This is a genomic window from Nonomuraea sp. NPDC049400 (assembly GCF_044466425.1).
Taxonomy (GTDB): Bacteria; Actinomycetota; Actinomycetes; order Streptosporangiales; family Streptosporangiaceae; genus Nonomuraea.
Genome location: NZ_JBITMP010000003.1, coordinates 341,589 through 367,041, shown reverse-complemented (window position 1 = coordinate 367,041; position 25,453 = coordinate 341,589). Strand labels below are relative to the sequence as shown.

At 72.2% G+C, this 25,453-nt stretch carries 26 protein-coding genes; 10 read left to right on the top strand and 16 right to left on the bottom strand.

Going from position 1 to position 25,453, the window contains the following annotated elements:
* Positions 1-10: 10 nt before the first annotated feature.
* The 8 genes from ACIBVN_RS05700 to ACIBVN_RS05665 all read right to left on the bottom strand — a co-directional run bounded on the left by ACIBVN_RS05700 (position 11) and on the right by ACIBVN_RS05665 (position 6,316).
* On the bottom strand, positions 11-766 hold the full coding sequence (locus ACIBVN_RS05700) for an SGNH/GDSL hydrolase family protein (RefSeq protein ID WP_397133040.1): 756 nt from the start codon (positions 764-766) through the stop codon (positions 11-13).
* Positions 763-1,197 carry a type II 3-dehydroquinate dehydratase gene (gene aroQ / locus ACIBVN_RS05695; RefSeq protein WP_349453150.1) on the bottom strand — a complete coding sequence of 145 codons (435 nt, stop codon included), beginning with the start codon at positions 1,195-1,197 and terminating at the stop codon, positions 763-765. Before aroQ ends, ACIBVN_RS05700 begins: the two co-directional genes overlap by 4 nt.
* Positions 1,194-2,264 (bottom strand): 3-dehydroquinate synthase, encoded by a 1,071-nt coding sequence (gene aroB / locus ACIBVN_RS05690; RefSeq protein WP_397133037.1) that lies wholly within the window; start codon positions 2,262-2,264, stop codon positions 1,194-1,196. Before aroB ends, aroQ begins: the two co-directional genes overlap by 4 nt.
* Positions 2,261-2,761: a shikimate kinase gene (locus ACIBVN_RS05685; protein WP_397133035.1), complete on the bottom strand. Its 501-nt coding sequence runs from the start codon at positions 2,759-2,761 to the stop codon at positions 2,261-2,263. The genes aroB and ACIBVN_RS05685 overlap by 4 nt, the downstream gene beginning before the upstream one ends.
* Entirely contained in the window at positions 2,758-3,939 is a 1,182-nt protein-coding gene (aroC, locus tag ACIBVN_RS05680; RefSeq protein ID WP_397133033.1) for a chorismate synthase, read from the bottom strand. The genes ACIBVN_RS05685 and aroC overlap by 4 nt, the downstream gene beginning before the upstream one ends.
* 43 nt (positions 3,940-3,982) lie before the next feature.
* The gene (locus ACIBVN_RS05675) at positions 3,983-4,576 is read right to left on the bottom strand and encodes a prepilin peptidase (RefSeq protein WP_397133031.1); all 594 of its coding nucleotides are present in this window, start codon (positions 4,574-4,576) and stop codon (positions 3,983-3,985) included.
* 93 nt (positions 4,577-4,669) lie between these two features.
* Entirely contained in the window at positions 4,670-5,203 is a 534-nt protein-coding gene (locus tag ACIBVN_RS05670) for an SseB family protein (RefSeq protein WP_397133029.1), read from the bottom strand.
* A gap of 21 nt (positions 5,204-5,224) precedes the next feature.
* Complete coding sequence (locus ACIBVN_RS05665; RefSeq protein ID WP_397133027.1) at positions 5,225-6,316, bottom strand: ring-opening amidohydrolase; 1,092 nt, start codon at positions 6,314-6,316, stop codon at positions 5,225-5,227.
* A gap of 244 nt (positions 6,317-6,560) precedes the next feature.
* Here ACIBVN_RS05665 and ACIBVN_RS05660 point away from each other — a divergent pair, with 244 nt between their 5' ends.
* The gene (locus ACIBVN_RS05660) at positions 6,561-7,622 is read left to right on the top strand and encodes an aromatic acid exporter family protein (protein ID WP_397133025.1); all 1,062 of its coding nucleotides are present in this window, start codon (positions 6,561-6,563) and stop codon (positions 7,620-7,622) included.
* 56 nt (positions 7,623-7,678) lie between these two features.
* Entirely contained in the window at positions 7,679-8,776 is a 1,098-nt protein-coding gene (locus ACIBVN_RS05655; RefSeq protein ID WP_397133023.1) for an aromatic acid exporter family protein, read from the top strand.
* Between the two features lie 31 nt (positions 8,777-8,807).
* Here ACIBVN_RS05655 and ACIBVN_RS05650 read toward each other — a convergent pair whose 3' ends face one another.
* On the bottom strand, positions 8,808-9,974 hold the full coding sequence (locus ACIBVN_RS05650) for a pyridoxal phosphate-dependent aminotransferase (protein WP_397133021.1): 1,167 nt from the start codon (positions 9,972-9,974) through the stop codon (positions 8,808-8,810).
* Between the two features lie 25 nt (positions 9,975-9,999).
* Between ACIBVN_RS05650 and ACIBVN_RS05645 the strand changes: the two genes are divergently transcribed.
* The 7 genes from ACIBVN_RS05645 to ACIBVN_RS05615 are packed head-to-tail and all read left to right on the top strand — an operon-like array spanning position 10,000 to position 16,756.
* The gene (locus ACIBVN_RS05645) at positions 10,000-11,706 is read left to right on the top strand and encodes an alpha/beta hydrolase (protein WP_397133019.1); all 1,707 of its coding nucleotides are present in this window, start codon (positions 10,000-10,002) and stop codon (positions 11,704-11,706) included.
* The gene (locus ACIBVN_RS05640; protein ID WP_397133017.1) at positions 11,682-12,662 is read left to right on the top strand and encodes a DUF418 domain-containing protein; all 981 of its coding nucleotides are present in this window, start codon (positions 11,682-11,684) and stop codon (positions 12,660-12,662) included. Before ACIBVN_RS05645 ends, ACIBVN_RS05640 begins: the two co-directional genes overlap by 25 nt.
* Entirely contained in the window at positions 12,622-13,398 is a 777-nt protein-coding gene (locus tag ACIBVN_RS05635) for a carbon-nitrogen hydrolase family protein (protein WP_397133015.1), read from the top strand. Before ACIBVN_RS05640 ends, ACIBVN_RS05635 begins: the two co-directional genes overlap by 41 nt.
* A 26-nt stretch (positions 13,399-13,424) precedes the next feature.
* Complete coding sequence (locus ACIBVN_RS05630) at positions 13,425-13,871, top strand: hypothetical protein (protein ID WP_397133013.1); 447 nt, start codon at positions 13,425-13,427, stop codon at positions 13,869-13,871.
* Entirely contained in the window at positions 13,868-14,263 is a 396-nt protein-coding gene (locus tag ACIBVN_RS05625; RefSeq protein WP_397133011.1) for a hypothetical protein, read from the top strand. Before ACIBVN_RS05630 ends, ACIBVN_RS05625 begins: the two co-directional genes overlap by 4 nt.
* Before the next feature lie 34 nt (positions 14,264-14,297).
* The gene (locus ACIBVN_RS05620) at positions 14,298-14,795 is read left to right on the top strand and encodes a sigma-70 family RNA polymerase sigma factor (RefSeq protein WP_397133009.1); all 498 of its coding nucleotides are present in this window, start codon (positions 14,298-14,300) and stop codon (positions 14,793-14,795) included.
* On the top strand, positions 14,792-16,756 hold the full coding sequence (locus ACIBVN_RS05615) for a hypothetical protein (RefSeq protein ID WP_397133007.1): 1,965 nt from the start codon (positions 14,792-14,794) through the stop codon (positions 16,754-16,756). The genes ACIBVN_RS05620 and ACIBVN_RS05615 overlap by 4 nt, the downstream gene beginning before the upstream one ends.
* Here the strand turns inward: ACIBVN_RS05615 and ACIBVN_RS05610 are convergent.
* Positions 16,753-18,237 (bottom strand): carboxyl transferase domain-containing protein, encoded by a 1,485-nt coding sequence (locus ACIBVN_RS05610; protein WP_397133005.1) that lies wholly within the window; start codon positions 18,235-18,237, stop codon positions 16,753-16,755. The two genes, ACIBVN_RS05615 and ACIBVN_RS05610, sit on opposite strands and share 4 nt — an antisense overlap.
* 73 nt (positions 18,238-18,310) lie before the next feature.
* The gene (locus ACIBVN_RS05605; protein WP_397133003.1) at positions 18,311-19,468 is read right to left on the bottom strand and encodes a CaiB/BaiF CoA transferase family protein; all 1,158 of its coding nucleotides are present in this window, start codon (positions 19,466-19,468) and stop codon (positions 18,311-18,313) included.
* A 76-nt stretch (positions 19,469-19,544) separates the two neighbouring features.
* Here ACIBVN_RS05605 and ACIBVN_RS05600 point away from each other — a divergent pair, with 76 nt between their 5' ends.
* The gene (locus tag ACIBVN_RS05600) at positions 19,545-20,078 is read left to right on the top strand and encodes a uridine kinase (RefSeq protein WP_397133001.1); all 534 of its coding nucleotides are present in this window, start codon (positions 19,545-19,547) and stop codon (positions 20,076-20,078) included.
* On the opposite strand, the gene ACIBVN_RS05595 is transcribed toward ACIBVN_RS05600, so the two are convergent.
* From ACIBVN_RS05595 to ACIBVN_RS05575, 5 genes are read right to left on the bottom strand one after another with little or no spacing between them, the layout of a single operon-like run.
* Positions 20,075-20,734 carry a histidine phosphatase family protein gene (locus tag ACIBVN_RS05595; RefSeq protein WP_397132999.1) on the bottom strand — a complete coding sequence of 220 codons (660 nt, stop codon included), beginning with the start codon at positions 20,732-20,734 and terminating at the stop codon, positions 20,075-20,077. The genes ACIBVN_RS05600 and ACIBVN_RS05595 overlap by 4 nt on opposite strands.
* Positions 20,735-20,781: 47 nt before the next feature.
* Positions 20,782-21,978, bottom strand: coding sequence for a DegT/DnrJ/EryC1/StrS family aminotransferase (locus ACIBVN_RS05590; protein WP_397132997.1), 1,197 nt, complete (start codon positions 21,976-21,978; stop codon positions 20,782-20,784).
* On the bottom strand, positions 21,975-22,748 hold the full coding sequence (locus tag ACIBVN_RS05585) for an amidohydrolase family protein (protein ID WP_397132995.1): 774 nt from the start codon (positions 22,746-22,748) through the stop codon (positions 21,975-21,977). The genes ACIBVN_RS05590 and ACIBVN_RS05585 overlap by 4 nt, the downstream gene beginning before the upstream one ends.
* The gene (locus ACIBVN_RS05580) at positions 22,745-23,416 is read right to left on the bottom strand and encodes an amidohydrolase family protein (protein ID WP_397132993.1); all 672 of its coding nucleotides are present in this window, start codon (positions 23,414-23,416) and stop codon (positions 22,745-22,747) included. The genes ACIBVN_RS05585 and ACIBVN_RS05580 overlap by 4 nt, the downstream gene beginning before the upstream one ends.
* A gap of 19 nt (positions 23,417-23,435) precedes the next feature.
* Positions 23,436-25,400, bottom strand: a complete 1,965-nt coding sequence (locus ACIBVN_RS05575) for a hypothetical protein (RefSeq protein ID WP_397132991.1) — start codon at positions 25,398-25,400, stop codon at positions 23,436-23,438.
* Positions 25,401-25,453: the final 53 nt, after the last annotated feature.

Here is a 25,453-nt window from a genome sequence, read left to right as displayed (position 1 = left end):
AAAGGCGAGGTCAGGACCAGGGCGTGAGCTCGGGGCGCTTGGGAGAGAGCCCGTCGCCGGAGGAGACGCCGCGCAGACGGCGGGACATCCACGGCACCAGGTGCTCGCGGATCCATTGGGCGTCCTCGCGCCGCCGAGCCCGCGGATCGACGCTCTGCGCCGGCCAGTCCTTGCGCCAGTCCTCGAACGGCACCCCCAGCACGTCAAGCACCCGCGCCGCCACCAGCCGGTGCCCGTCCTCGTTCATGTGCAGCCGGTCCGCGCTCCACGCCCGCCAGTCGCGCAACCCCTGCATCGACCACTGGTCCACCAGGCGGCACCCGTACAGGTCGGCGATGGAGCGCACGTGCAGGTAGAAGACGGCGAAGCGGCCGCGCAGCCGGCGCATCAGCGGCGTGTCGCGCGGGTCCACCCCCGTGAACAGCAGCACGTCGGCGCCCCCGGCTCGCAGGTCGCGGACGGCGCGGGCGAGCTGCTTGGCCATCTCGTCGGGGTCGCTGCCCGGCCTGAGCAGGTCGTTGCCCCCGGCGCAGAAGCTGACCAGGTCAGGTGCCATCTCGACGGCCAGGGGCACCTGCTCGGCGACGATCTGGTCGAGGAGCTTGCCGCGTACGGCCAGGTTGGCGTAGCGGAAGCCGGGCTCGTCGGCGGCGAGCCGTTCGGCGACCCGGTCCGCCCAGCCGCGGTAGTGACCGTTGTGGCCGGGGTCGTTCAGTCCTTCCGTGAAGCTGTCGCCGACAGCGACGAAGGACTTGTAGTGCCTCATGAGGTGGTGTTCATCTCCACGATCGCGTGCAGCGCAAGGACGTACGACTGTAGTCCGAAGCCCGCGATCGTGCCCGACGCCACCCCGGCGACGACGGAGTTATGGCGAAACTCTTCCCTCGCGGCGGGGTTGCTGATGTGCACCTCGACGAGCGGGGCCGTGCGCTGCTTGATGGCGTCGCGCAGGGCGTAGGAGTAGTGGGTGAACGCGGCCGGGTTGAGCACCACCGGGATGCGGCCGTCGGCGGCCTCGTGGATCCAGCTGATCAGCTCGGCCTCGTCGTCGGTCTGGCGCACCTCGACGTGCTCGCCGAGCTTCCTGCCCGTGTCGCGGCAGAGCGCGGCCAGGTCGTCGAACGTCTCCGCCCCGTAGACGTCGGGCTCGCGGGTGCCGAGCCGGCGCAGGTTGGGCCCGTTGAGCACGAGGATCATGCCGAGATCTCCTTGTAGGCGGCTTCGAGCAGCTCTTCCGCGGGGTCTTCGAGTCGGCCCGGCTTGGCCAGGCCGTCGAGCACGACGAACCGCTGCTTGGCGCCGCGGTTCTTCTTGTCCAGCCGCATGTGGTCGCGCAGGGACCGCCAGGCGTCGGCGCGGTAGGTGATGGGCAGCCCGACGCTCGTGAGGATGGAGCGGGTGCGCGCCACGAGGTCGGCGCGGCCGGAGAGCCTGGACAGCTCGGCGGCGTAGACCATGCCGATGGCGACGGCCTCGCCGTGGCGGATGGCGTAGTGCTCCTCGCGTTCGATGGCGTGGGCGAGGGTGTGGCCGTAGTTGAGGATCTCGCGCAGGCCCGCCTCGCGCAGGTCGGCGCCCACGACGTCGGCCTTGACCTGGATCTTGCGCTCGATCAGCTCACGGGTGTGCGGGCCGTCGGGCCTGGTGGCGGCCTCCGGGTCGGCCTCGACGAGCCGGAGGATCTCCGGGTCGGCGATGAAGCCGCCCTTGATGATCTCGGCCAGGCCGGCGACGTAGTCCCTTTTCGGCATGCCGGGCAGCGTGGCCAGCTCGCACAGCACCCCGGCTGGTGGCAGGAAGGTGCCCACCAGGTTTTTGCCCTCGGGTGTGTCGATGCCGTTCTTGCCGCCGACCGCCGCGTCGACCATGGCCAGCAACGTCGTCGGCACGAGCACGACCTGCACGCCGCGCAGCCACGTGCCCGCCACGAACCCGGCCAGGTCGGTCGTCGCGCCGCCGCCCACGCCCACCACGGCGTCGGAGCGGGTCACGCCGTGCCGGCCGAGCGCCGACCAGAGCCCGGCGGCCACCTCGACGGTCTTGGCCTGCTCCCCGTCGGGCACGGGCAGCTCGACCACCTCGTAGCCGGCCTCGCGCAGCGCCGCGCCGACCGGGGCGGAGATCTCGGGCAGGGTCTGCGGATGGATGACGGCGACGGTGCGCACGCCGGGCTTGAGCAGCGTCGTCAGCTCGGCCAGCACGCCGGTGCCGACCACCACGTCGTACGGGCTGTCACCGCGTACGGCGATCCTGGTCGCGCTCATGAGGGCAGCCCCTTGATGATCTCGTCGGCGAGCTCCTCCGGCTCCCGCTTGTCGGTCACCACGGTGACCGCCGCCAGCCGCTCGTAGACCGGCCGCCGCTCCTCCATCAGCTTCTTCAGCTGGCTGCGCGGGTTGAGCACGAGCAGCGGCCTGGCAGAGGCGAGGCCGACCCGCTGGACCGCGTCGGACAGCCCCACCTGCAGGTAGACCACGTGGTGGCCGGCGAGCAGGGCCTGCGTCTCCTCGTTGAGCACGGCGCCGCCGCCGAGCGAGAGTATGCCGTCGTGCTCTGCCAGCGCCCGGCGCACGGCCTCGTGCTCCAGCTCGCGGAAACGGGCCTCGCCGTCCTCGACGAAGATGTCGGAGACGGGCTTGCCCACCACGGCCTCCACGTCGGCGTCGGTGTCGCGGAACCCGACGCCGAGCCGCTCGGCGAGCAGCTGCCCGACCGTGGTCTTTCCGGACCCCGGCGGGCCGATCAGCACAGCGAGAGTCATTTGATCACCATCGAAGACAGGTAGCCGGACAGGTTGCGGGCGACTTCCTCGACGGAGTCGCCGCCGAACTTCTCGAGCGCCGCGTCGGCCAGCACCAGCGCGACCATCGCCTCGGCCACGATGCCGGCGGCGGGCACGGCGCACACGTCGGAGCGCTCGTGGTGGGCCTTGGCCGCCTCACCGGTCTTGACGTCGATGGTGGCCAGCGCCCTGGGCACGGTGGAGATCGGCTTCATGGCGGCGCTGACGCGCAGGATCTCGCCGTTGGTCATGCCGCCCTCGACGCCGCCCGCGCGGTTGGTGATGCGTCGCACGCCGTCTTCCGCGGTGTATTCGATCTCGTCGTGGGCTCGGGAACCGGGCCTGCGCGCGGTCTCGAAGCCGTCGCCGACCGCGACGCCCTTGATCGCCTGGATGCCCATGAGCGCACCGGCGAGCCGGGAGTCGAGCCTGCGGTCCCAGTGCGTGTAGCTGCCGAGGCCGGGCGGCAGGCCGTAGGCGAGGACCTCGACGACGCCACCGAGCGTGTCGCCGTCCTTGTGGGCCTTGTCGATCACGGCGACCATCGCGGCGCTGCCCTCGGGGTCGGAGCACCGCACCGGGTCCTCGTCGATCCTGGCCAGGTCGCCCGGGCCTGGCAGGGTCTCGGACGGGTTTTTCGCGCCGCCGATCTCGGTGACGTGGCTGACGATGTCGACGCCCAGCGCCTGCTTGAGGAAGCGCCTGGCGACCTCGCCGAGCGCGACGCGGGCGGCCGTCTCGCGGGCGCTGGCCCGGTCGAGCACCTGCCTGGCGTCGTCGAACCCGTACTTCTGCATGCCTGCCAGGTCGGCGTGGCCGGGGCGGGGGCGGGACCTGGGCGCGTTGCGCGCGAGGCCCTCGAGCTCGGCCGGGTCGACCGGGTCGGCCGACATGACCTTCTCCCACTTGGGCCATTCGGTGTTGCCGACGCGGATCGCGACAGGGCTGCCCATCGTGCGGCCGTGGCGGACGCCGCCCACGATCGTGACCTGGTCCTGCTCGAACTTCATCCGGGCGCCGCGGCCGTAACCGAGCCTGCGGCGGCGCAGGGCCTCGTCGATGGCGGCCGTGGTCACCTCCACCCCGGCCGGGAGGCCTTCGAGGATGGCGACGAGTTCGGGGCCGTGGGACTCTCCGGCGGTCAACCAGCGCAACATGCGTACAAGTCTTCCACGTGCTGCCTAGTGAGATGTCCCGCGTTCACCAGCCGAGACAGAGTGTGGCGAACGCGCCGAGCAGCATGAAAGGCCCGAAAGGGAACTGGGTGTGCCTGTTCCCGCGCCCGGTCAGGAGGAGGGCCAGGCCGTAGAGTGCGCCGAGCAGGTGCCCGCAGAACGCCGCGACGATCCACGCCTGCCAGCCCAGCGCCCCGGCGGCCATCCCGATGAGCCCGGCCAGCTTGACGTCCCCCAGCCCCATCGCCTCCGGTCTGACGAACCAGAGCACCCCGTACACCGCCGTCAGCGCCACCGCGCCGGCCAGCGCCCTGGGGAGCTCTCCCGTGGGCGCCAGCGCCAGGGCCATGATCGGGTACGCCGGGAGCGTGATCGCGTCGGGCAGCAGGCTGGTACGCCAGTCGACGACCGCCAGGGCGGTGCCCGCCAAGGCGAACGGCACGTACGGCAGCCCGACCCGCCAGGCGACGAGCGCGGCCACGGCGGCGCTCACCACCTCCACGGCAGGAAACCACGCGGACAGGCGGTCGTAGTGGACCGGGCCCTCGTCGTAGGCGTCGGCCAGCGCCCCGATGCGGCGTCCGCAGATCAGCCCGGCGAGCGCCATGAGTGCGACCACGAGCCGACCCTAATGCGCCCCTCCCGCGACCGGCGTCGTATTGCGGATGTCAGCGGCCCTTCCTCGAGAACCACCGGCGTCGTATTGCGGATGTCAGCGGCCCTTCCTGGAGAACCACCGGCGACGCCGGGCGGGCTCCACCCTGGCCACGGTCACGCCGCCGAGCCGATCGACGGTCCCCGACTCGACCGCCGCGAGCGCCTCCAGCACCGCTCCCTCGATCACGAACTGCACCGGCCCCGCCACGTCGACCACGACCGCCGCCGCCTTCTCCTGCACGGCGGCCTGGCACACCCGCAGCGCCGTGGCCTGGATCGGCCGGGCGTCGGGCCGCCACCTGGCCAGCGCGTCGGCGCCGGTGAAGGCGAGCACCGCCTGCCTGCCGTCCGCCCCGACGAGCTTGGGCAGCGCCATCTCGCTCTCCTTCTCCTGCCGCAGCCCGTGCGCGCCGACCTCGCTCTCGGTCAGCAGCGCCACCACGGGCACCAGCAGCCTGGCCCCGCTGAGTGCGTTCAGCACGTCGGCGGCGTCCGCCGTGCCCGCCTGGTAGGAGGCGAGCGCGGCCGCCACGGCGGGCGCGGCGCTGCCGTCGTCGCGGGGATCGAGTGGTTGCGGGATGCTCGGCACAGCCCTCGAGCCTACCGGGCGCTACCCCAGGTCCGAGATGGCCGCCACCGGGCCGCCGCCCGATGGGCCCTGGTGGACGGCGGCGACGGAGACGAAGACCGCGGGGTCGCCCGTGACCGAGGCCGCCACCCCGCCGACCGCGGCCTTGATCTGCCGGTGCCAGTGCACGTCGGAGTCGTCGAGCATGATGTTGCGCCGTCCCCGCACCTGCCCTGACGGGTCGGCCTCGCACTTCATGAACACGTTCACCAGCCGCCCCCCGAGGTCCGAGGGGTGCGGGCGCTCCGGCAGCGGCAGGCCGGAGTCCCTGATGGCCGCCCAGATGCCGTCCGCGTCGAGGGCGTCCTGCATGACGCTGTGGCCGATGCGGTAGCGGCCGCCGATGCCGCGTACGTTGCCCACCAGCACGATCTGCGCCCGGTCCAGCTCCACCCCCGACGAGCACGAGGCCACGGACGAGTACAGCGACAGGTCCTTGTGGATCTGGTCGGCGCGCGGCATGTCGATCTCGCCGAGCGCGACGGCGATGCCGAGGGCGGTGGTGGAGTTGGACAGGTCCATGGAGGGGCCGGTCTCCTCGATGGCGGTGTCCTGGCCCCGGCTCTTGGCGTCGGTGATGGTGGCCAGGGTGAGCAGCGGCGTCTTGGTCTGCACGTAGTGGACGTCGCGCGGGTCGTCGATGCCCGCGATCTTCATGGCCTCGCGCACGCCTGCCGCGACCTTCTCCACCATGGCGGGCCTGCCGATGTCCTCGGGCAGGATCACCTCGCTCATCGCCACGCCCACCGACAGCCGCGGCTCGTCGGAGTGCGGCGCGTCGGCCGTGGTGGCGAAGATGGTGGCGTGCGGGCTGAGCACGCCGTCGGTGCCGCCCGACCACACCAAGGGCACGCTGTCCGGCGACGGATGCCCGTGCTCCGCCAGCACCTCGCGGAAGGCCCGGTCGGCGAGGATGCGCGTGTAGTCGTTGACGCCGCCGTTGCCCTCGGTCTTGCCGATGACGGCGAGCACCCGTTCGGCCTCGATCACCCCGTCGGCGATGAGCCGTGACAGGCCTGAGGCGTCGGTGACGCTCTCGATCGGCACTTTGCGCACTTCAATCGGGTCCGGCATGTGACGCCCCTTCTCCGTTACCGGTTGTCCCCGCCTTGGCGACGCTAGCCGAGCCGGTCGGCGGGACACATGGTCAATGTCTGCCCACGAACGCCGCCGACGATGTCAAGGTACGCTCAGGGCGGCCGCTGAGCGGCTGAGCCGCCCGATCTCATCGGGTCGTAACCAGAGTGTCACGTTTGCGGGCCAGGGTAGATGCGTGTTTGACATGCACGTACATCAGCGCCTGAGCAGGCTGCGGCTGATGGCCCCCTCCATCGGCCAGTGCGCGGTCGGCGCCGCGATCGCCTGGCTCGTGGCCAAGGATCTGCTCGGCCACAGCCGCCCGTTCTTCGCGCCCATCGCCGTCGTGGTCTGCATCGGCGTGGGGCTGGGCCAGCGACTGCGGCGGGTGGTGGAGCTGGTCGCGGGGGTCAGCGTCGGCGTCGGCGTCGGTGACCTGCTGGTGTCGTGGATCGGCTCGGGCGCGTGGCAGATCGCGCTCGTGGTGGCGATGGCGATGGTCGCGGCGGTGCTGCTGGACAGCGGCTCGCTGATCGTCCTCCAGGCGGGCTCCTCGGCCGTGCTCGTCGCGACCCTCCTGCCGCCGAGCGGCGCCGGCGGGCTCGCCAGGATGGTCGACGCCCTGGTCGGCGGCCTTGTGGGGCTCGCGGCGGTGGCCCTGCTGCCCGCCAGCCCGTCCGCGCTCGCGAGGCGGCACGCGAAGGGGATGTTCGGCGCGCTGGCCGACGCGCTGCGGCAGATCGCCGAGGCCATCGAGAAGCGCGACGCGAGACTGGCCTCGGAGGCGCTGGACGCGGCACGGGGCAGCCAGACGAAGGTGGAGGAGTTCCTGCAGGCGCTGGAGACGAGCAGGGAGATCGCCACCATCTCGCCGCTGCACCGCTACCGCCGACTCAATCTGGAGGGGTACGAGAAGGCGGCCGTGCCGCTCGATCACGCGCTCAGGAATGCGAGGGTGCTGGCCAGACGGGCCATCGTGGCGCTCGACGGCTCCAGCCCGCTGCCGCCCTGGCTGCCCGACGCGCTGGGCGAGCTGGCGGACGCGACGCTCATGCTGCGCGACGAGCTGGCCGCCGAACGCTCGCCGGACAAGGTCACCAAGGCGATCCTGGCGGTGGCCTCCCGGCAAGGGTCCGAGCGGTGGGGCTTCTCCGCGGACGTGATGATCGCCCAGCTCCGGTCCATCATCGTGGACCTGCTCCAGGCGACCGGCACCGAGCGGAAGGAGGCGCTGGCGGCCCTGCCGCCGCTTGACGTCCAGGCCCGCGGCAGCCGGACAGCCGAGCCGGACTCCGATGAATAGGACCTAGATGGGGCAAATGTGACCTCAACGTCACAAAGATCCGCCAAGGTGGAAGGGTGCGAACCAGGCTCAGCGATCATGTGAAGGAACGACTGGGCACGTTCGGCCTCATGGCGCCCTCCATCGCGCAGTGCGCGGTCGGCGCAGCACTGGCCTGGATCATCGCCATCGAGCTGCTCGGCCACCCACGTCCGTTCTTCGCCCCGATCTCCGTGCTGATCTGCGTGGGCGTCGGGCTCGGCCAGCGGCTGCGCAGGGTCGCCGAGCTGGTGGTCGGCGTCAGCCTCGGGGTGGGCATCGGCGACCTGCTGGTGTCCTGGATCGGCTCGGGCCCGTGGCAGCTGGCGCTCGTGGTGGCGCTCGCGATGACCGTGGCGGTGCTGCTGAACAGCGGGGCGCTGTTCGTCGCGCAAGCCGGGTCGTCGGCCGTGCTGGTGGCCACCCTGGTGCCCAGCGACGGCGCCGGGGGGCTGGACCGGATGGCTGACGCGCTCACCGGGGGCATCATCGGGATCATGGCGGTCGCCCTGTTGCCCGCCAGCCCGTTCACGATCGCGGCCAAGCACCTGTCCGGCGTGCTCGACGCGCTGTCCACGGTGCTGGAGCGGGCCGCGGAGGCGATCGAGAAGCGGAACGTGGACCTGGCGGCCGAGGCGTTGGAGGAGGCGCGCAGCACGCAGGACGCGGTCGAGGAGTACGAGCACGCGCTGGAGACCGCCAAGGAGATCACGCTGATCTCGCCGCTGCACTGGCACCGCAAGGCCAGCCTGGCGCGTTACGAGACCGCCGCCGTGCCGGTGGACCTGGCGCTGCGGAACGCGCGGGTCCTGGCCAGGCGCACCCTGGCCGCGCTCGGCGAGGCCAGCCCGCCGCCCCCGCCCCTGGCGGAGGCGCTGCGCGAGGTCTCGGAGGCGGCGCTGCTGCTGCAACTGGAGCTCGGGGCGGGCCGGGAGCCGACACTGGCACGCCAGGCGCTGCTGGCCGTAGCGGCCCGGGAACGGCCCGAGGGGCTCGGCTTCTCGGCGCACGTGATCATCGCGCAGCTGCGTTCGGTGGTCGTCGACCTGCTGCAGGCGACCGGGATGGAGCACGAGGCCGCCACGGACACACTGACGCCGCTGGACGAGGCGAGCAACGAGAGCAGCCGGAGCTGAGGCTCCGGCGCCCGCGTGTTCGACCCAGGGGTCAGGTGGACAGGTGCTTGAGGCGGGTCACCGCCTCGTCGATGACCTCGTCCTTCTTGCAGAAGGCGAACCGGACGAAGTGGCGGCCGCGTTCGGCGTGGTCGTAGAAGACCTGGGTCGGGATGGCCACCACCCCGGCGAGGTCCGGGAGGCGGCGCGTGAGCTCGAGGCCGTCCGAGAAGCCCAAGGGGCGGATGTCCGTCTGGACGAAGTATGTGCCCGAAGGCCGCAAGACGGAGAATCCTGCGGCCGAGAGGCCCTCCATGAGGCGGTCGCGCTTGTCCTGCAGGCCCGCGCGCAGGGCGGAGACCCACTCCAGCTCGTGCCGCAGCCCGTAGGCCACCGCCAGCTGCCACGGCGCGCTCGCCGTGAACGTGAGGAACTGCTTGACCGTCTGCACCGCCGTGACCAGGGCGGGAGGGGCGCACACCCAGCCGGTCTTCCAGCCGGTGACCGAGAACGTCTTGCCCGCGGAGGAGATCATCACCGTGCGCTCACGCATGCCGGGCAGCGTGGCCAGCGGGATGTGCTCGACCCCGTCGAACGTCAGGTGCTCGTACACCTCGTCCGTCACCGCGACCAGGTCGTGCTCCTGGCAGAGCGTGGCGATGACCTCCAGCTCGGCGCGGGTGAACACGGTCCCCGTGGGGTTGTGCGGCGAGTTGACGAGGATGGCGCGGGTGCGTGGTGTGACGGCGGCGCGCAGTTCGTCCGGGTCGAACGTGAAGCGGCCCTCGACCGGGCGCATCGTCACCGCCACCAGCCGGGCCTGGGCGAGCGCGATCGACGCCGCGTAGGAGTCGTAGTACGGCTCGAAGGCGATCACCTCGTCCCCCGGCTCGCACAGGGCGAGCACGGCCGCCGCGATGGCCTCCGTGGCCCCCACCGTGATCAGGATCTCGCCCGCCGGGTCGTAGGAGAGGCCGTAATGGGCGGCGCGGTGCTCCGAGATCGCCCGGCGCAGCTCCGGGAGCCCTGGCCCTGGAGGGTACTGGTTCGCGCCCGACGTGATCGCCTGGACCGCGCGGTCGAGCATCGCCGCGGGTCCGTCGGTGTCGGGGAAGCCCTGGCCGAGGTTGATCGATCCGGTCTCGACGGCGAGCGCGCTCATCTCCGCGAAGATCGTCGTGCCGAAGGCGCGCATCCTGGCAACAAGTGGTTCGGTCACGACCCCACACTATTAGTCTCGTCCCGTGATCATCCGGGTTGTGCTCGCCCTCGCCCTGGCCGTTCCCCCCGTCGTGACCTCGCGAGGGGCCGGCCTGCCCGCCTGCGCGGTCGACCTGCCGCCCGACACGACCTGCGGTTTCCTCGAGGTTCCCGAGCGCAGGGACGCCCCTGAGAGGAAGATCGAGGTGGGGTACGCGGTCCACACCTCGACCGCCAAGGACCGGAAACCGGATCCCGTCGTCTACATGAGCGGAGGCCCGGCTTCGGCTTCCCTGCAGCTCATGGGGTTTCTGAGCCAGATGTTCCCCGATCGTGACGTGGTGACGGTCGAGCAGCGCGGCAGCAAGTACTCCGAGCCGGCCCTCGGCTGCCCCGAGACGGCCGAGGCGCTGCTCGGGCAGCTCAGGCAGCCGCCCGCCGACCTCGCGGCGGCCGCCGGCCAGTGCCGGGCGAGGCTCCGGGAGGAGGAGGGCGTCGACCTGCGGGGATACAACACGAAGGAGATCGCGGCCGACGTCGTCGCGTTACGCGAGCACCTCGGGTACGACTCCTGGAACCTGTTCGGCGTCAGCTACTCCACCAGGGTCATGATGGACGTGGCCGCCGCCGACCCCGAGGGGGTGCGGTCGGTGGTGCTGGACTCGTACCTGCCGGAGAGCGTCAACTGGTACGACGACGCCGCCAGGAACCTGGCGGACACGGTGGCCGCGCTCGGCATGAAGGACGCGTTCGACGCCGCGACCGCCCGGCTCAACGCGAATCCCGCCCAGGTGACCGTGACCGATCCGATCCTCGGCAAGACGTTCCCGGCGCGCATCAGCGGCGACGACCTGGGCGCGATCATGGCTGAGGCGCTGCACGAGGCGGACGTGGCGGCGGTCGCGCCCGCGATGGTCGGCGCGCTGGCCAAGGGCCACGACGAGCTGCTGCAACCGCTGGCCGACGCTGTGGGCGGGGGGCTGGTGTCGCACGAGTTCGGGCTGTATCACGCGGTGCAGTGCCAGGACGAGGTCCCGTTCAACACATTCACCCCAAAATCCCGACTTTTCACCATAAATGCGGACAAGGCGGTGTGTGATGCCTGGCAGCTGCCCAAGGCCAAGCCCGTCAACGCCACCACCAAGGCCCCCGTGTACGTGCTGGGCGGGCAGTACGACCCGACCACCCCCACCAGGACCAGCAGGCCCGCGGCCGAGGCGCTCCCCGGCGCCCGCTTCGAGGAGTTCCCCCGCGCCTCCCATGCCGTCTTCCTGTCCAGCGCCTGCGCCCGCCGCAAGATCGTCGAGTTCCTCGCCGCCCCGGCGGGCAACGCGGCCTCACCGTGCCTCGACGACACGAGCGGGCAAGTGGGCGACCTGCACGTGACCGCCGCCCCGTACCAGATCTCGAAGTCGCCCTGGCTGGCCGCGCCCTTCATCCTGTTCGCGCTCGTCTCCCTCATCCAGCTGATCGCGGGCGCGCTCAAGGGCAGGGCACTGGCGGCCTTCGGCGGGCTGGCCGGCGTGGCGTTCGCCGGGCTGGTCGGCCAGTCCGTCTACGCCCTGGCCGGCAGGAACGAGACCGCGCTGGCCGTCGGCGTGCCCGGCGCGGTCGTCGGCTACACCTGGATCGCCGCCGCCTCGGCCGTGCTGACCGCCGCGGCGCTCCTTCGCGACCGCCGGTGGCCACAGGGCGCGGCGGCCGCCATCGGCGCCGGATTCCTCGTATGGTGGTTCATCTGGTTCCTGTAGCGCGCATCCGTGAGCTCGACGCCCTACGCGGCTTCGCGGTGGGCGGGATCATGCTGGTCAACACCTGGCAGCACACCGACAAGAGCGCGCGCAACGGGGTCGACTGGACCGTCGAAGCCCTGTTCCAGAGCCGGTTCTACCCGATCTTCTCGCTGCTGTTCGGCATCAGCTTCATGCTGTTCCTGCGCGGCAACAGCCGCCGGGCGCTGGTGAGCAGGCTGTTCTGGCTGTTCTGCCTCGGGCAGGCGCAGCACCTGTTCTACGAGGGCGAGGTGCTGACCGACTACGCCGTCTACGGCGCCGCGGTGCTGCTGCCTGCCTCTTTTCTGGCCGGCGGTCTGCCGGTGCTGCTGCTGGGGCTGGCGGCGACGGCCTGGGGGCTCAAGGTGGGCGGCGGGCCCTATCTGATCCCCGGTCTGTTCCTGCTCGGCATGGGGCTGTACCAGCTGCGTCCGCCCAGGTGGCTGTTGCTGCCCTCGTTCGCGGTCACGGGGCTGGCCACCGTGCTGCTGACGTACGCCTGGGCGAGCATGCGCGCCGAGGAGGCGAGCGGGCACGCCCAGGCGAGCCCGTACGCCTGGATCGTCTACAGCGTGGCGGCGCTGGCGGGCGCGGCGGCGTACTCACTGGGGCTGCTGCTCGTCCTGCGGCCGTGGCTGTCGGCGGTGCTGGAGCCGCTGGGCAGGATGGCGCTGACCAACTACGTGTCGGGCACCGCGGTGATCGCCCTGGCCGCCCCGCTGCTGAACGCCGACCCGACCCGCTGGTCGGTGGTGGCGCTGGCGGCGGTGACCGTGGCCGGGCAGGTGCTGCTCAGCAGGTGGTGGCTGAGCAGGTTCAGGTACGGCCCCCTCGAGTGGATCTGGCGGTGCCTGACCTGGTTCCGGCCGATGCCCAACCGGCTAGAGTCGAGCCGTGACCGCAATCGCCCTCTGCCAGATCCCCGTCTCACCTGACCCGTCCACCAACCTCAAGCGGGCCAGAGAGGCGCTCGCCAGAGCCGAAGGGGCCGACCTGGCGATCTTCCCCGAGGCCACGCTCACCCGTTACGGCAGGCGCATCACGGACCTCGCGGAGCCGCTGGACGGCCCGTTCGTGTCCGGTCTGGCCGAGGCCGCCAGGCAGCACGGGCTGTCGGTGATCGCCGGGGTCTTCGAGCCGGGCGAGGGCCGGGTGCACAACACGGCGGTGGCCATCGACGCCCAGGGCGCGGTGCGGGCGGCATACCGGAAGATCCACCTGTTCGACTCGTTCGGCGCGAAGGAGTCCGACCTGGTCGCGCCCGGCGCGGAGCCCGCCGTGGTCGAGCTCGCGGGGCTCAAGATCGGCCTCATCACCTGCTACGACGTGCGCTTCCCCGAGCTGGCCAGGGCGCTGGTGGACAAGGGCGCCGAGCTGTTCGCGGTGATCGCCGCCTGGGGCTCGGGGCCGCTCAAGGAGGACCACTGGGTCACCCTGGTCAGGGCCCGGGCGCTGGAGAACACGATGTGGACCGCCGCCGTCGGCCAGGCGCCCAACCCGGCCGAGTCGTCCGACGGCTTCGGCGTGGGCCGCAGCATGCTGGTCGATCCGCTGGGCGTGATCCGGGCCGATCTCGGCACGGCGCCCGGCACGCAGGTCGTGCGGGTGGACCACGAATGGACGGCCGCCGCCAGATCCACCCTGCCGTGCCTCGAACACCGGGTCCTCTGAGGGTCAAGCGATCGTAAAGTAGTACCGTGAGCGGAACGCAGATGCAGAAGGTTGTCCCACCCCGTCTGCTCGTGCCATATCTGTCGGGCAAGCGCACGGTCATCTCGGGTTACGTCTACCGCGTGCAGGACTGCGTCAGGCTGACCACGCCTGAGTCGCTCTACTTCGGGCTCGACCTGTCGTTCGACGGGTCGGAGCTGTTCGCCGAGGTGCCGGAGCTCTACGTCATGCGCTGGTACGCCCGCGACGTCGACACCTACGCGGTGCCGTACGGGCCGCACATGGGTGGCGACTGGAGCGACGCGGCTCCGTTCGCGGGCAACGGTTTCACGACGTCGTCGGATCACGTGGTGCCGCAGTTCCACACCGTCCCGATGCCGATCCCGGCAGGGGCGGAGATCGTGCACGTCACCGCCGACGGCGAGCGGCCCTTCGCCGAGTACGACGGACTGACTTGGCGGCGCGCGGCATGAGTGAAGAGATCACCCCGGTTGCGTCCGGCTTCGTGGCCCGCTTCGGCGATCGCACGCTGCCCGCCGCCCTCGGTCCCGACAGCGACCAGGTGGTGCTGTTCAGCGAGGCCGAGCTGGAGGGGTTCGAGCCCGCGTCGGGCTACTGGCGGCGGGTGGTGGCCAGGTCGCAGGTCGAGTGGCTGGTGCTGATCCGCACGGTGGGGGCGTTCGGCGGCGAGCCCTGCATCGTGCTGGACGAGGACGACGACGGGCTGCACATCGCCTACACCGGCCACAGCGGGATGAAGGCGGAGGCGCTGGGCTACTGGATGGTCGACCACGGCGCCTACGAGGTCGTGGTGCCCCGCGAGGAGGTCTTCTCGATCCGCGTCGAACGGATTCCGGTCCCCTAGTCAACCGGCCGCCGTTCCGGGTGTCTTCTATGGCGTGACCGAAACAGCGACCATGGCGCAGCCGTCGTTCGCCGACCTGTTCGCGGCCCAGTACCAGTCCCTGGTACGCCTGGCCGGGCTGCTCGGCGCGGACGACCCCGAGGACATCGCCCAGGAGGCGTTCGCCCGGCTGCACACCAGGCGCCTGCGCGAGGACAGGGCCGCCCTGGCCTACCTGCGCGCGACCGTCTGCAACCTCACCCGTAACCGCCTGCGCCATTTAAGGCTCGTACGGCTGCGCCGCCCCGACCCCCCGGAACCGGCCCGCAGCAGCGAACACGCGGTCATCGTCTCCGAGGAGCACCGCGAGCTGCTGGCCGCCGTGGACCGCCTGCCGCGCCGCCAGCGCGAGGCCCTCGTCCTGCGTTACTGGCTGGACCTGTCGGAACGCGAGATCGCCGAGGCCATGGGGGTCTCGCCTGGATCGGTGAAGACCCACGCCAGCAGGGCGCTGGCCGCCCTGGGCAAGGCGCTGAAGGAGGAGGACGCGTGAACGACCTGGAAGAGCGCCTGCGGGCCGCGCTCGACGCCCGCGCCCGGACCTTCGAGGCCGGCCCGCACGCCTGGACGCGTGTCATGGAGCGCAGACCGCGCCGCCACCCGGCCCGGTGGCTGCTGGCCGCGCTGCCGGCGGCGCTGGTGGCCGCGTTCGTTCCTGTCCTGCTCAACGGGGGCCTGGGCAGGAACACCGCGACCGACCCGACCGGGATCTACCAGCAGCTCATGAAGGAACGGACGCCCCTCGGCAAGGAGGTGACCGTCGACAACCCCTCCGAGGGCAGGCCGCTGCGGATCTGGTTCGCCAAGGCGAAGCTGGGCCATCCCGAGGTCTGCTACGCGGTCGAGCAGGCCACGGCCGAGCCGTACGGGGCCTGCGTCAACGCCGTCGACTGGCTGCACGCGGACGCCTGGTTCGTGGGCAGCACGCTGCGGGACGGTGCGGCGACCGCGATGGACTGGGGGCTGGCGCGCCAGGACGTGGGCGCGGTGGCCGGGGTCACGAAGGGCGGTCAGGAGTTCCCCGGCACGGTGCGGAGCCTGGACGGCGCGCCGTACCGGCTCTGGACCGTGACCTACCCGGCTCAGGAGGCCATGTCCATGATCCGAATCGCGGATGTGAAGGGCAAGAGCCTCGGACAGTGGTCCCGCGACGGTATGGCGCCGCCGACCGGGCAGCCCATCAGCGCGCCCATGGAGCTGCCGCAGGGCGTCTCCGTGCGGCCCTACCGGTCGAAGGAGGGACCTGAGCTGATCTGGTCGCGCCACGGTGCGCAGGTCGGCCAGCACGTGCTCACCGCGGCGGGCCCGGTGGTGGGCACGACCATGCAGGAGGGCCTGATCATCGGCTCCGCCCGCAAGGACGTCGCCAGGATCGAGCTCTCGTTCGACGGCGGGAGCACGGCGAGCATCGGGACCAGGCCCGATCCCTGGAACCTGGGCGTCACGCTGTTCGCCGCCGCCAACCCGTCCGACGACCCGGCCGAGGGCTACCGCATCGCCGCCTATGACGCGTCGGGCAAGGAGGTCTGGCGTCACGACGAGCCGGCCAAGAGGCGGCCGGACGAGGCCGATCAGGTGGTCGGCGAGGTGATGACCGTGCCGGGCACCGAGGGCTCCGGCCGCCCTGTGCGCGTCTGGTTCAGTCAGAGGTCCGGCGAGGAGAGGGCGTTCTGCTATGCCGGCGGTTCCGGGCCGGGCAACTGGGGCGTATCCGGCTGTTCCATCAGCTACCTGCAAGGCTCTTACCCCATCCCCTTTCAGCAGGCGACCACCTATCTGCCGGACCCCGGCGCCGACACCTACTTCGGCCCAGCCCTTGAGGATTGGGAGTCGGTCGACGCGGTGCTCTACGACGGGCGGCGGGTCCGCGCCTCGTTCCTGCGCGGCACGGGCACGCCGGACCCGGTCTGGCACGTCAGCGTCCCGCTCGGCACCCAGGTCGGGGGCTTCATCGTGAAGGTGAAGGGCAAGCCGGACAAGCAGGTCCCGAATTACGAGAAGGGCTGCGCGAGGCAGGCCGCGAGGTCCGAGACCGCCCCCCAGACCCTGCCGGTGGGCATCACCGCTCTTCTCGTGCCCGGGTGCGCGGCCTTCTGGGAGAACGGCGAAGTCGCGCCGGCGCTGCCCGGGCCACTGCCCGGCGGGCGGCTGAGCGATCTGCTGGACGCCGAGCGGCCGGTCCGCTGGGTCAGCGGCAAAACGGCCTGGTACGGCTATGCGCCCGCGGGCACGGCCAAGGTGGAGATCCGCATGAAGGGCGGCGCCACTGGAACCGCCGAGGCCGTCCCGGATTCGTGGGGGCAGAACGTGACGCTGTTCGCGGCCCCGGCTCCCAAGGGAGGCGACGAAACCGTCGCACTCACGGGCTACGACGCCGGCGGCAAGCAGCTGTGGCGGTACGCGGTCCCCGGGCCGCGCGCCATGGCGACGGTCACGCCGGCCCCGCGTTCCTAGCCGAGGTTGCGGAAGCGGGCCTGGCGGGCCGAGAAACGGTCCGCCGGGCTCAGCTCCAGGAGCCGCGCGATCTCGTACTCCAGCGCCCGCCCCACCCGCTCGCAGAACTGCCTAGGCTCGTACGCGGCGTCGGGCAGCTCCGGGATGACGCGGTCCACGATGCCGTCCTGCCGCAGGTCGGTGGCGCGGATGCGCTGGGCCTGGGCGATCTCGGGCGCGAAGTCCACCGAACGGTAGAGGATGGCCGAGGCGCCCTCCGGCGGCAGCGGCGACAGCCAGGCGTGCTGCGCGCACAGCACCCGGTCGCCGGGCAGCAGCGCCAGCGCCGCGCCGCCGGCGCCCTCGCCGAGCAGCAGGCACACGGTCGGCGCGTCGACCATGACCAGCTCGGCCAGGCAGCGGGCGATCTCGGCGGCCAGCCCGCCTTCCTCGGCCGCCTTCGACAGGTCGGCCCCGGCCGTGTCGACCACCGTGATCAGTGGCAGGCCCAGCTCGGCCGCCAGCCGCATGCCGCGCCTGGCCACCCTGAGCCCGGCAGGGCCGAGCGGCGAGTTGGCCCGCTGGACCCGCCGGTCCTGGCCGAGCACCACCGCCGGCGCCGTGCCGAACCTGGCCAGCGCGAGCAGCAGCCCCGGCTCGTTCTCCCCCTCGCCGCTGCCGCTGAGCGGCGTCACGTCGGTGGCGGCCAGCTTGAGCAGCGCGCGCACGCCGGGCCGGTCGTCGCGGCGGGAGCGGGTGATCGCCTCCCACGGCTCGACGGGCCGCAGGTCCTCCTCCGGAGGGGCGCCGGCCACGACGCCCGACCTGTCGTCGGCGAGCACGCCGAGCGCCTTGATCGCGATCTCCCGCGCCTCCTCGGCCGGCACCACCGCGTCGAGCAGCCCCTTGCGGTGCAGGTTCTCCGAGACCTGCACCCCCTCGGGGAACGGGTAGCCGTGCAGCGACTCGAACACCCTCGGCCCCAGGAATCCGATCAGCGCCCCCGGCTCGGCCAGCGTGACGTGCCCGAGCGAGCCCCAGGACGCGAACACCCCGCCCGTCGTCGGATGCCGCAGGTAGACCAGGTAGGGCAGGCCCTCGGCCCGGTGCGCCTGGATCGCGGCGGTGATCTTCACCATCTGGACGAACGCGGGCGCGCCCTCCTGCATGCGCGTGCCGCCCGAGGCGGGCGCGGCCAGCAGCGGCAGCCGCTCGCGGGTGGCCCGCTCGACCGCGGCCGTGAACCGCTCGGCCGCCGCCACCCCGATCGAGCCCGCCATGAACGAGAACTCGCAGGCCGCGATGGCCACCCTGCGGCCGCCGAGCAGCCCCTCGCCGGTGATGACCGCCTCGTCGTAGCCGGACTTGACGCGGGCCGCGGCCAGCTCGTCGGCGTAGGAGGAGCCGGGCTGCGCGGGGTCGGCGGGCGGCGCGTCCCACGATTTCCACGACCTCCGGTCGAGGATCGTGTCGATCAGTGTGCGCGCGTCCGGACGGCTCACTATCGCTCCCTAGATGTCAGCCACGTTGCAATGTTGACGCATGAAGAGGCCGTCCGGTGCCACGAAATGCGGATCATCGTTCGCGCTCTTCCAGCCAGGCGAGCACCGCGTCGCCGTCCTGGCCGAGCGCGGGCGGCGCGGTGTGCGCCGAACCGGCCAGCCCGTCGAAGCGCAGCGGCGGTCCGGGCAGCTCGATCTTCCCCAGCACAGGGTGATCCACCTCGACGACCAGCCCCTGCGAGCGGGTCTGCTCCCAGGCGTAGACCTCGTCGAGCGACCTGATCGCACCCGCCGGCACGCCCGCCTCCCCCAGCCTGGCCAGCCAGTGGGCGCGGTCGTGGGCGGCCAGGGCCTTCTCCATGTCGGCGATCAGCTCGTCCCGGTGCGCGAACCTGTCCCGGTTCGTGGCGTATTTCGGCTCGTCGGGATCGAGGTCGAGCAGCGTGGCGACCTTCCGCCACTGGCCGTCGTTGGCCGCGGCGATCTGCAGCATGCCGTCGGCGCAGCGGAAGGCGCCGTAGGGGGCGATGGAGGCGTGGTGGTTGCCCCCGGCGGCCGGCACCTTGCCGCCGACCGTCCAGGCGGTGCCGTGGTAGGAGTGCACGCCGGTGATCGCGGCCAGCAGCGAGGTGCGCACGACGCGGCCCTTGCCGGTGCGCTCGCGCTCGTAGAGGGCGCTGACGACGCCGTACGCGCCGTGGATGCCGGCCAGCAGGTCGGCGATGGACGCGCCGACGCGGTACGGCTCGTCGGACGACGGGCCGGTCAGCGACATCAGGCCCGCCTCACCCTGGGCGATCTGGTCGTAGCCGGGCCGTCCCCCTTCCGGGCCGTCGTGGCCGAAACCGGTGATCGACAGGATGACCAGGCGGGGGTTGAGCTCGTGGAGGCGCTCGGCGGAGAAGCCCAGGCGGTCGAGCACGCCGGTGCGGAAGTTCTCGATCAGGACGTCGCTCTGGCGCACGAGGCGCTCGATGAGCCGCTTGCCGTCGGCGGACTTGAGGTCGACGGCGACGGACTGCTTGTTGCGGTTGGCTGCCAGGAAATAGGTCGAAATATCGTGATCTGGCCCGACGAACGGCGGTCCCCAGCCGCGCGACTCGTCGCCCCCGTCCGGATGTTCCACCTTGATCACCCGAGCGCCCAGGTCACCGAGCATCTGCGCTGCGTGCGGCCCGGCCAGGGCCCTGGACAAGTCGAGCACGACAATGTCGCCGAGGGGTCCGAGCAAGATCAACCTCCTGCATGCGTTCGGGGCGAAAGAACATTCTCTCAGTTGCACGTACCCGCTCCTCTACCCTGGGTCCGTGAATCACCTGGCCGAGCGCATCATGAGCCTGCGGCCGTCGTGCGGCCCCGTCCGGCTGGTGGCGGTGGACGGGCCTGCGGGGGCGGGCAAGACGACGTTCGCGGTCCGGCTGGGGGCGGCGCTGGGCTGCCAGGTGATCCACAGCGACGACTTCCCCGTGCCGTGGGAGGGCGGTCCCGGCGGCTGGTTCCACGCGCTGGAGTCGCAGGTGCTCCTCCCGCTGCGAGGCGGTCAGTCCGGGAGTTTCCGCAGGTACGACTGGGTGCGCGGGGAGTACGCCGAGCACGTGACGGTCCCGGTCGCGCCGGTCCTGGTCATCGAGGGCGTCGGCACGGCCCGCGCCTCGATCTCCGGTCTGCTGGCGTTCACCGTCTGGGTGGAGGCTCCTTGGGAGCTGCGCTTCGCGCGGGTCATGGAGCGGGACGGGGCCGCGCTGGAGCCGCGGTGGCGGGAGTGGTTCGCGGCCGAGCAGGAGTGGTTCGACGAGGACCGGACCCGGGACCGGGCCGACCTCGTCGTCCCCACCGGCTAGAGATGCGCGACGTCGTTGAACCGGACGAGCCCGGAACGGTCCCAGACGGACACTGAGCCGTTCAGCACCGGCGCGAACTCCAGGACGGCCGCCAGGTCCGCGTCAGGACCGCCCGCCATGACGTGGCGCAGCCCCAGCACCACGGAGTCGTGGGCGACGATCAGCACCCGCCGCCCCGCCGCGTGCCCGCGCAGGTCGGCGAGGAGGTCGCGGAGCCTGACCACCACGTCGGCCAGGGACTCGCCGCCGGGCGGCCGGTAGGCGTAGGGGCCCTCGGCCTCCCGCCGCGCCAGCTCCTCGGGGAATTTCTCCCTGATCGCCGCCAGGTTGTAGTGCGCGAACGCCCCCGACTCCTGGTCCCTGAGCCGCTCGTCCACGGTGACAGGAAGCAGACCGGCGCCCCACGCCTCCAGGGCCACCCGCCACGTGTCGAGCGCCCGCAGGTAGGGCGAGCACCACACCACCTCGGGGGTCTCGGCGGCGGGCATGCCCGCCAGTAACCGCCCGAGCGCCGCCGCCTGCTCCCTGCCCAGCTCGGTCAGCGTCACCTCGTGGTCGCCCGGCTCGTAGTGCAGCGGCCGGTCGCCCGCCTGCTGGTGGGCCAGGTTCGCCGAGCTCTGTCCGTGTCGTACCGCGATGATCCGCTCCGGGGGCATTCCAACATCTTGTCACGGACCCGCCCGCCGGATTACGGTCAAGCCCGTTATATAGCCTTCGGAGGTCGTGCGTGCGCACCTGCCTGCCTGCCTGAGAGCACCTTGGCGAGAGCCTCGGCGACGTCGGCGGCCGCCTCCAGGGCGTCCATGAGAATCGCCTGGCGGACCCACACGACGGTCCTGGCAGCCTCCTCGGCGGCCGGGCAGGGCTCGGCGCGGGCGCCCTCGGCGGTGAGGGCCGCCATGGTGCCGAGCGGCGGATACCCGGCGTCGAGCGGCACGCCCTCCGCGACCATGGCGGCGAGCACGAACTCCCGGTCCACGCCGGGATCGAGGCGGAGCATGAGGAGGTGGCGCGAGTCGCGGGTCGTGCCGTCCGGCCGGGGCACCACGCTCACCTCGGGGACGGCGGCCAGCTCGCGTTCCAGGGCGGCGCAGAAGGCGTTCCTGCGGTCGATCTCCTCGTCGAGGCGGTCCAGCCAGGGCAGCAGGAGTGCTGCCTGGATCTCGGTGAGGCGCAGGTTCCAGCCGACGGACGGGTGGCCGTACCAGCGGCCGCCGAGCTCGCGGCCGACGTTGCAGGCCGACCAGATGCGGCCGTGCACGGCCTCGTCCCGGCAGACGATCAGGCCGCCCTCGCCCGCGGTCATCGCCTTGCTGGCCTGGAAGCTGTAGACCCCGGCGTCGCCCAGGCCGCCGACGGGCCGGTCACGGTACGTGGCGCCGTGCGCCTGGGCGGCGTCCTCGACGACCGCCAGGCCGTGGCTCGCGGCCAGGGCGTTCAGCTCGTCCATGGCCGCGGGGCTGCCCGCCAGGTGCACGGGCATGATCGCGGCCGTCCTGCCGGTCAGGGCGTCCCGTACGGCCCGCGGAGACAGGTGCAGGTCGGCCGGGTCCACGTCGGCGATCACGGGGGTGGCGCCGGCCAGCAGCACGGCGGTGGCCGACGCCACGAACGTGTACGCCGGGACGATCGCCTCGTCGCCCCTGCCCACGCCGAGACCGCGCAGCGCGGCGAACAGGCCCAGCGTGGCGTTGCCGACCGCGACACCGTACGGGACGCCGGAGAGCCGGGCGAACGCGGCGGTCAGGTCCGCGACCACGCAACCGCCCTGCGTGGCCCCCCAGAGGCCGCTCTCGAGCACCTTGGTGACGAGCTCGCGCTGCGCGGGGTCGAGGGGCGGCGGCCAGGCGGGCCAGGGGGCGGAGCGGACGGGGGTGCCGCCGTGGATGGCGAGCGTCACGGTCGTCCCTTCGTGAGCGGGCCGGTCGCGCCCGCCACGTGCGCGGGCGGGCCGGACGGGGGGAGGCCGAGGAGGCGGGCCAGGTTGGCGCCCTGGATGAGGGCGCGGTCGGCCTCGGCGAGCGGGGCCAGGGCGACGCGGCCGTAGCCCGTACGCAGGTCGAGGAAGCACGCGTCCGAGCCGAACAGCACCCGCTCGGGGCCGGCGAGTGCGGCCAGCCGGGCGATCCAGCGGCCGGTCATCTTCGAGCCGCACGTCTCCAGGAACACGTTCGGGTGCTCGGCCACGAGCCGGGCAGCGCGGCCGAACCCGTACGGCCAGAGCCCGGTGTGCCCCATGATCAGCCGCACGTGCGGATGCCGCGCGGCGACGGCGGCGAACTGAGCCGGGTCGCTCCACGGCGAGTCCGTCTGGCCGTGCGCGAGCACCGGCAGGCCGAGCCGCCAGACCGGCTCGTACAGGGGGTCGTCCAGGCGGCACTGGTGCACGTCGGGGTGGAGCTTGACCCCCCACACGCCGTCGCGGGCGAGCGGGGTGCGGTGGTGCGGGTTGTAGACCTGCCACACCCCGAACCTGCCGGGGAAGCGCTCGGCGATCTCCATGGCCAGCTCGTTGCCGCGCACGGCGTCGGGGCCGACGGCGAGCAGGTGGCTGATGCCCATCGCGGTGACGCCGATCCGGTCCATGGCGGCGACGAGGTGCTCTGCGGTGGGATGCGGGATGAGGAAGTCGGGCCAGGTCCCGACGTGGCCGTGGGCATCGAGGATCACAGCAGCTCCTCCAGCGTCCCGGCGGCGATCCGTTCGACGTCCTCAGGCGGCAGGTCGAGGTGGTCGAGCAGGAAGCGCGGGCCGCAGTCGTCCGACACCGGCGCGCCGGTGCCGAACACCAGCCGCTCCGCCCCGAACCGCGCCGCCAGCCACTCGACGCCGCCTTGGGTGTTGACGGTGCCGATCTCGGCCCGCACGTTCGGCGCCTCGGTCATCAGCTCGGCGAGCGCGCGGAGCCTGCGGTAGCCGGGGTTGAGCACGAGGATGGGCAGGTCCGGGAGGAGCTCGGCGAGGTGGCGGAGCTGGGCGGGCGAGGTCTCGTCGAGGTCGATCGCCATGGGCAGGCCGAGCGCGGCCAGGCAGCGCAGCGCGTGGGGCCCGGTGAGGTCGAAGCGGTGGCGCTCGGGGCAGAGCCTGATCATCCCTGCGCCGTGCGACTCTTCCCCGGTCTCCCCCGGCACCACCACGGGCACGGGGATGAGCCGGGGGTCGTCGAGCGCGAGCAGCGCCTCGTTGCCCGCCCGCGGGTCGGAGTAGAGGCTGAGCGTGTGGGTGACGCAGGCGCGGTCGATGCCCAGCCGGCCCATCTCGTCCCGGGGGTCGCTCGGCAGGTCGTCGAACGGCACGGGACCGATGAGCCGGTGGGCATCGATCACATATTTCGGCACAGACCGAAACCTAGTAGAGTCACTGATTGACGGTCAAGGCCGGGCAGCCGGGATCGAGCCTGATCCTGGCCAGCTCCCTGCCCGCGAGCGCCCACGCCCGCCAGGAGCCGGGCTCGAAGTGCAGCTGCGGGTTGGTGTACCACTCGTCGCCGAGCCCGGTGGCCAGGAGCTTGGCCTCGGCGCCCAGCTCGTACGCGTGCCCGCCGCCGAAGAACGTGGACGCGAACACCCTGCCCCGGTGCACGGTCAGCTCGCCGTACCCGGAGAGCTTGCCCTGCCGCACCACCTGCTTGGTGGCCAGGTCCATGGCGATCCAGGTGCCCGAGTCGCGCTTGTAGACGCCGTACAGCAGCCCGTTATGCACCTTGATGTCCTGGAACGTACGAAGTCCCGGGACCGGGTCCACCTGCCAGAGCACCTTGCGGGCGCGCAGGTCGAAGGCGGCGACGGACGCCGACGTCTTGACCGGCGGGGTCCCGCCTCCGCCGAGCACGTCGCCGCCCAGGTAGACGACGCCGCCTCGGGGGTCAAGCGAGAGGCTCATGAGGCTCTCGTCGGGGATGACGCCCTCGTAGACGTCGATGCGGCGGGTGCGGGGGTCGATCACGGACAGGGCGCCGTTCAGCTTGGCGCCGAGCGGGGCGCTGGCGACCACGAGCTTGTCGGTCGCGGGGTCGTACTCGATGTCCCAGGGGCGCTGCTGGCCGTGTCCCAGGTAGCCGACGCTGCGCACCTCGTCCGTGTGCAGGTCGACGGAGACGATCTGCCCGCTCGGGTAGATGGCGGCGTAGATCTTGTCGCCCCGCCGTACGAGGTCCTTCGGCTCGCCGGGCATCCGGAACCTGCGCTTCTCGCCCGTACGCAGGTCGCGCACCTCCATGGAGAAGTGCCCGCCGACGTAGACGGCGCGGTTCGGCACGAGGAGCATGCTCTGCGGGCGCTCCGGACCGCTGGGCAGTCCGGCGTCGATCAGATCGACGAAGGAGGACTGGCCCGTGCGCAGGTCCAGCCACCACACGCCGCCACTGCCCGCGAAGCCGAGCAGGGTGTTCTCGTCGAGCAGCCGCAGCCGCCTGGTCTCGTCGCCCGGCGACGGCGCTTCCGCGACCTTCGTGAAGGCGGTGTCGCCCGTGCGGTAACGGTGGACGGCGCCGTCGGGCCGGGAAGTGGCGTAGACCGTATCGCCCGCGGACACGGTCAGCATGTCGATCGTGCCGCCACTCAGGGTCGTGCGGCGCTCGTCCGTGCCGTCCGCGCGCACGTCGATCAGCACGTCGCCGGCGGCGGCCAGCACCCGCTCGCCGTGCATGGCGATGGCGCCGACGCCGGTCGGGGCGCTCGCGAGCACCTTCACCGTGCCGTCCGCCCGGGTGATCCGGACGAGCTTGCCCTTGTCGAGCAGCCCGGCGTACACGTAGGTGTCGTCGGCGGCGACCGCCCGCACGTACCGCTCGCCCTGGACCAGCAGGCCGAAGTCGCGCACCGCGCCCGTGGCCGGCACGTACTCCCTGACGCGGCCGTCCGGGTAGGTGCCCGCGTAGATCGTGCCGTCGGGCGCGGCGGTGAGGCCCCAGATGAAGCCGCCGTTCTTCCCGAACGACGCCAGACGCTCCACGGCGCCCGTGGCCGGGTCGAAACGGTAGAGGTCGGGCACCGGATACGTGCCGACGTAGATCTTGCCGCCGGACACGGCCGTGGCCCAGGCGCCCTCCGGCTCGCCGGCGGCCGGGCCGTCGGGCAGGGTGACGCTCCTGACGACCTTCCGGGTGGCGAGGTCGATGTCGGCCAGCACGGGCGGCTTCAGGCCGCGGGTCACCACGTAGGCGTGCCCGTCCTGCACGGCCGCGCCCACGATGGCGCCGGTGACCGAGGCCGGGCCGAACCGCTCCACCGCCGGGTCCTCGCAGGCCGCCGCCCGGGCGACCGGGCCGGTGAGGAGCGCGGGTAAGAGCGCCGACAGGATGACGAGGAGTGATCGGAGCATGGGCGCACCTCGCGTTCATTGCTGAGCAATTATGGGCCAGACCGTAACTTTAT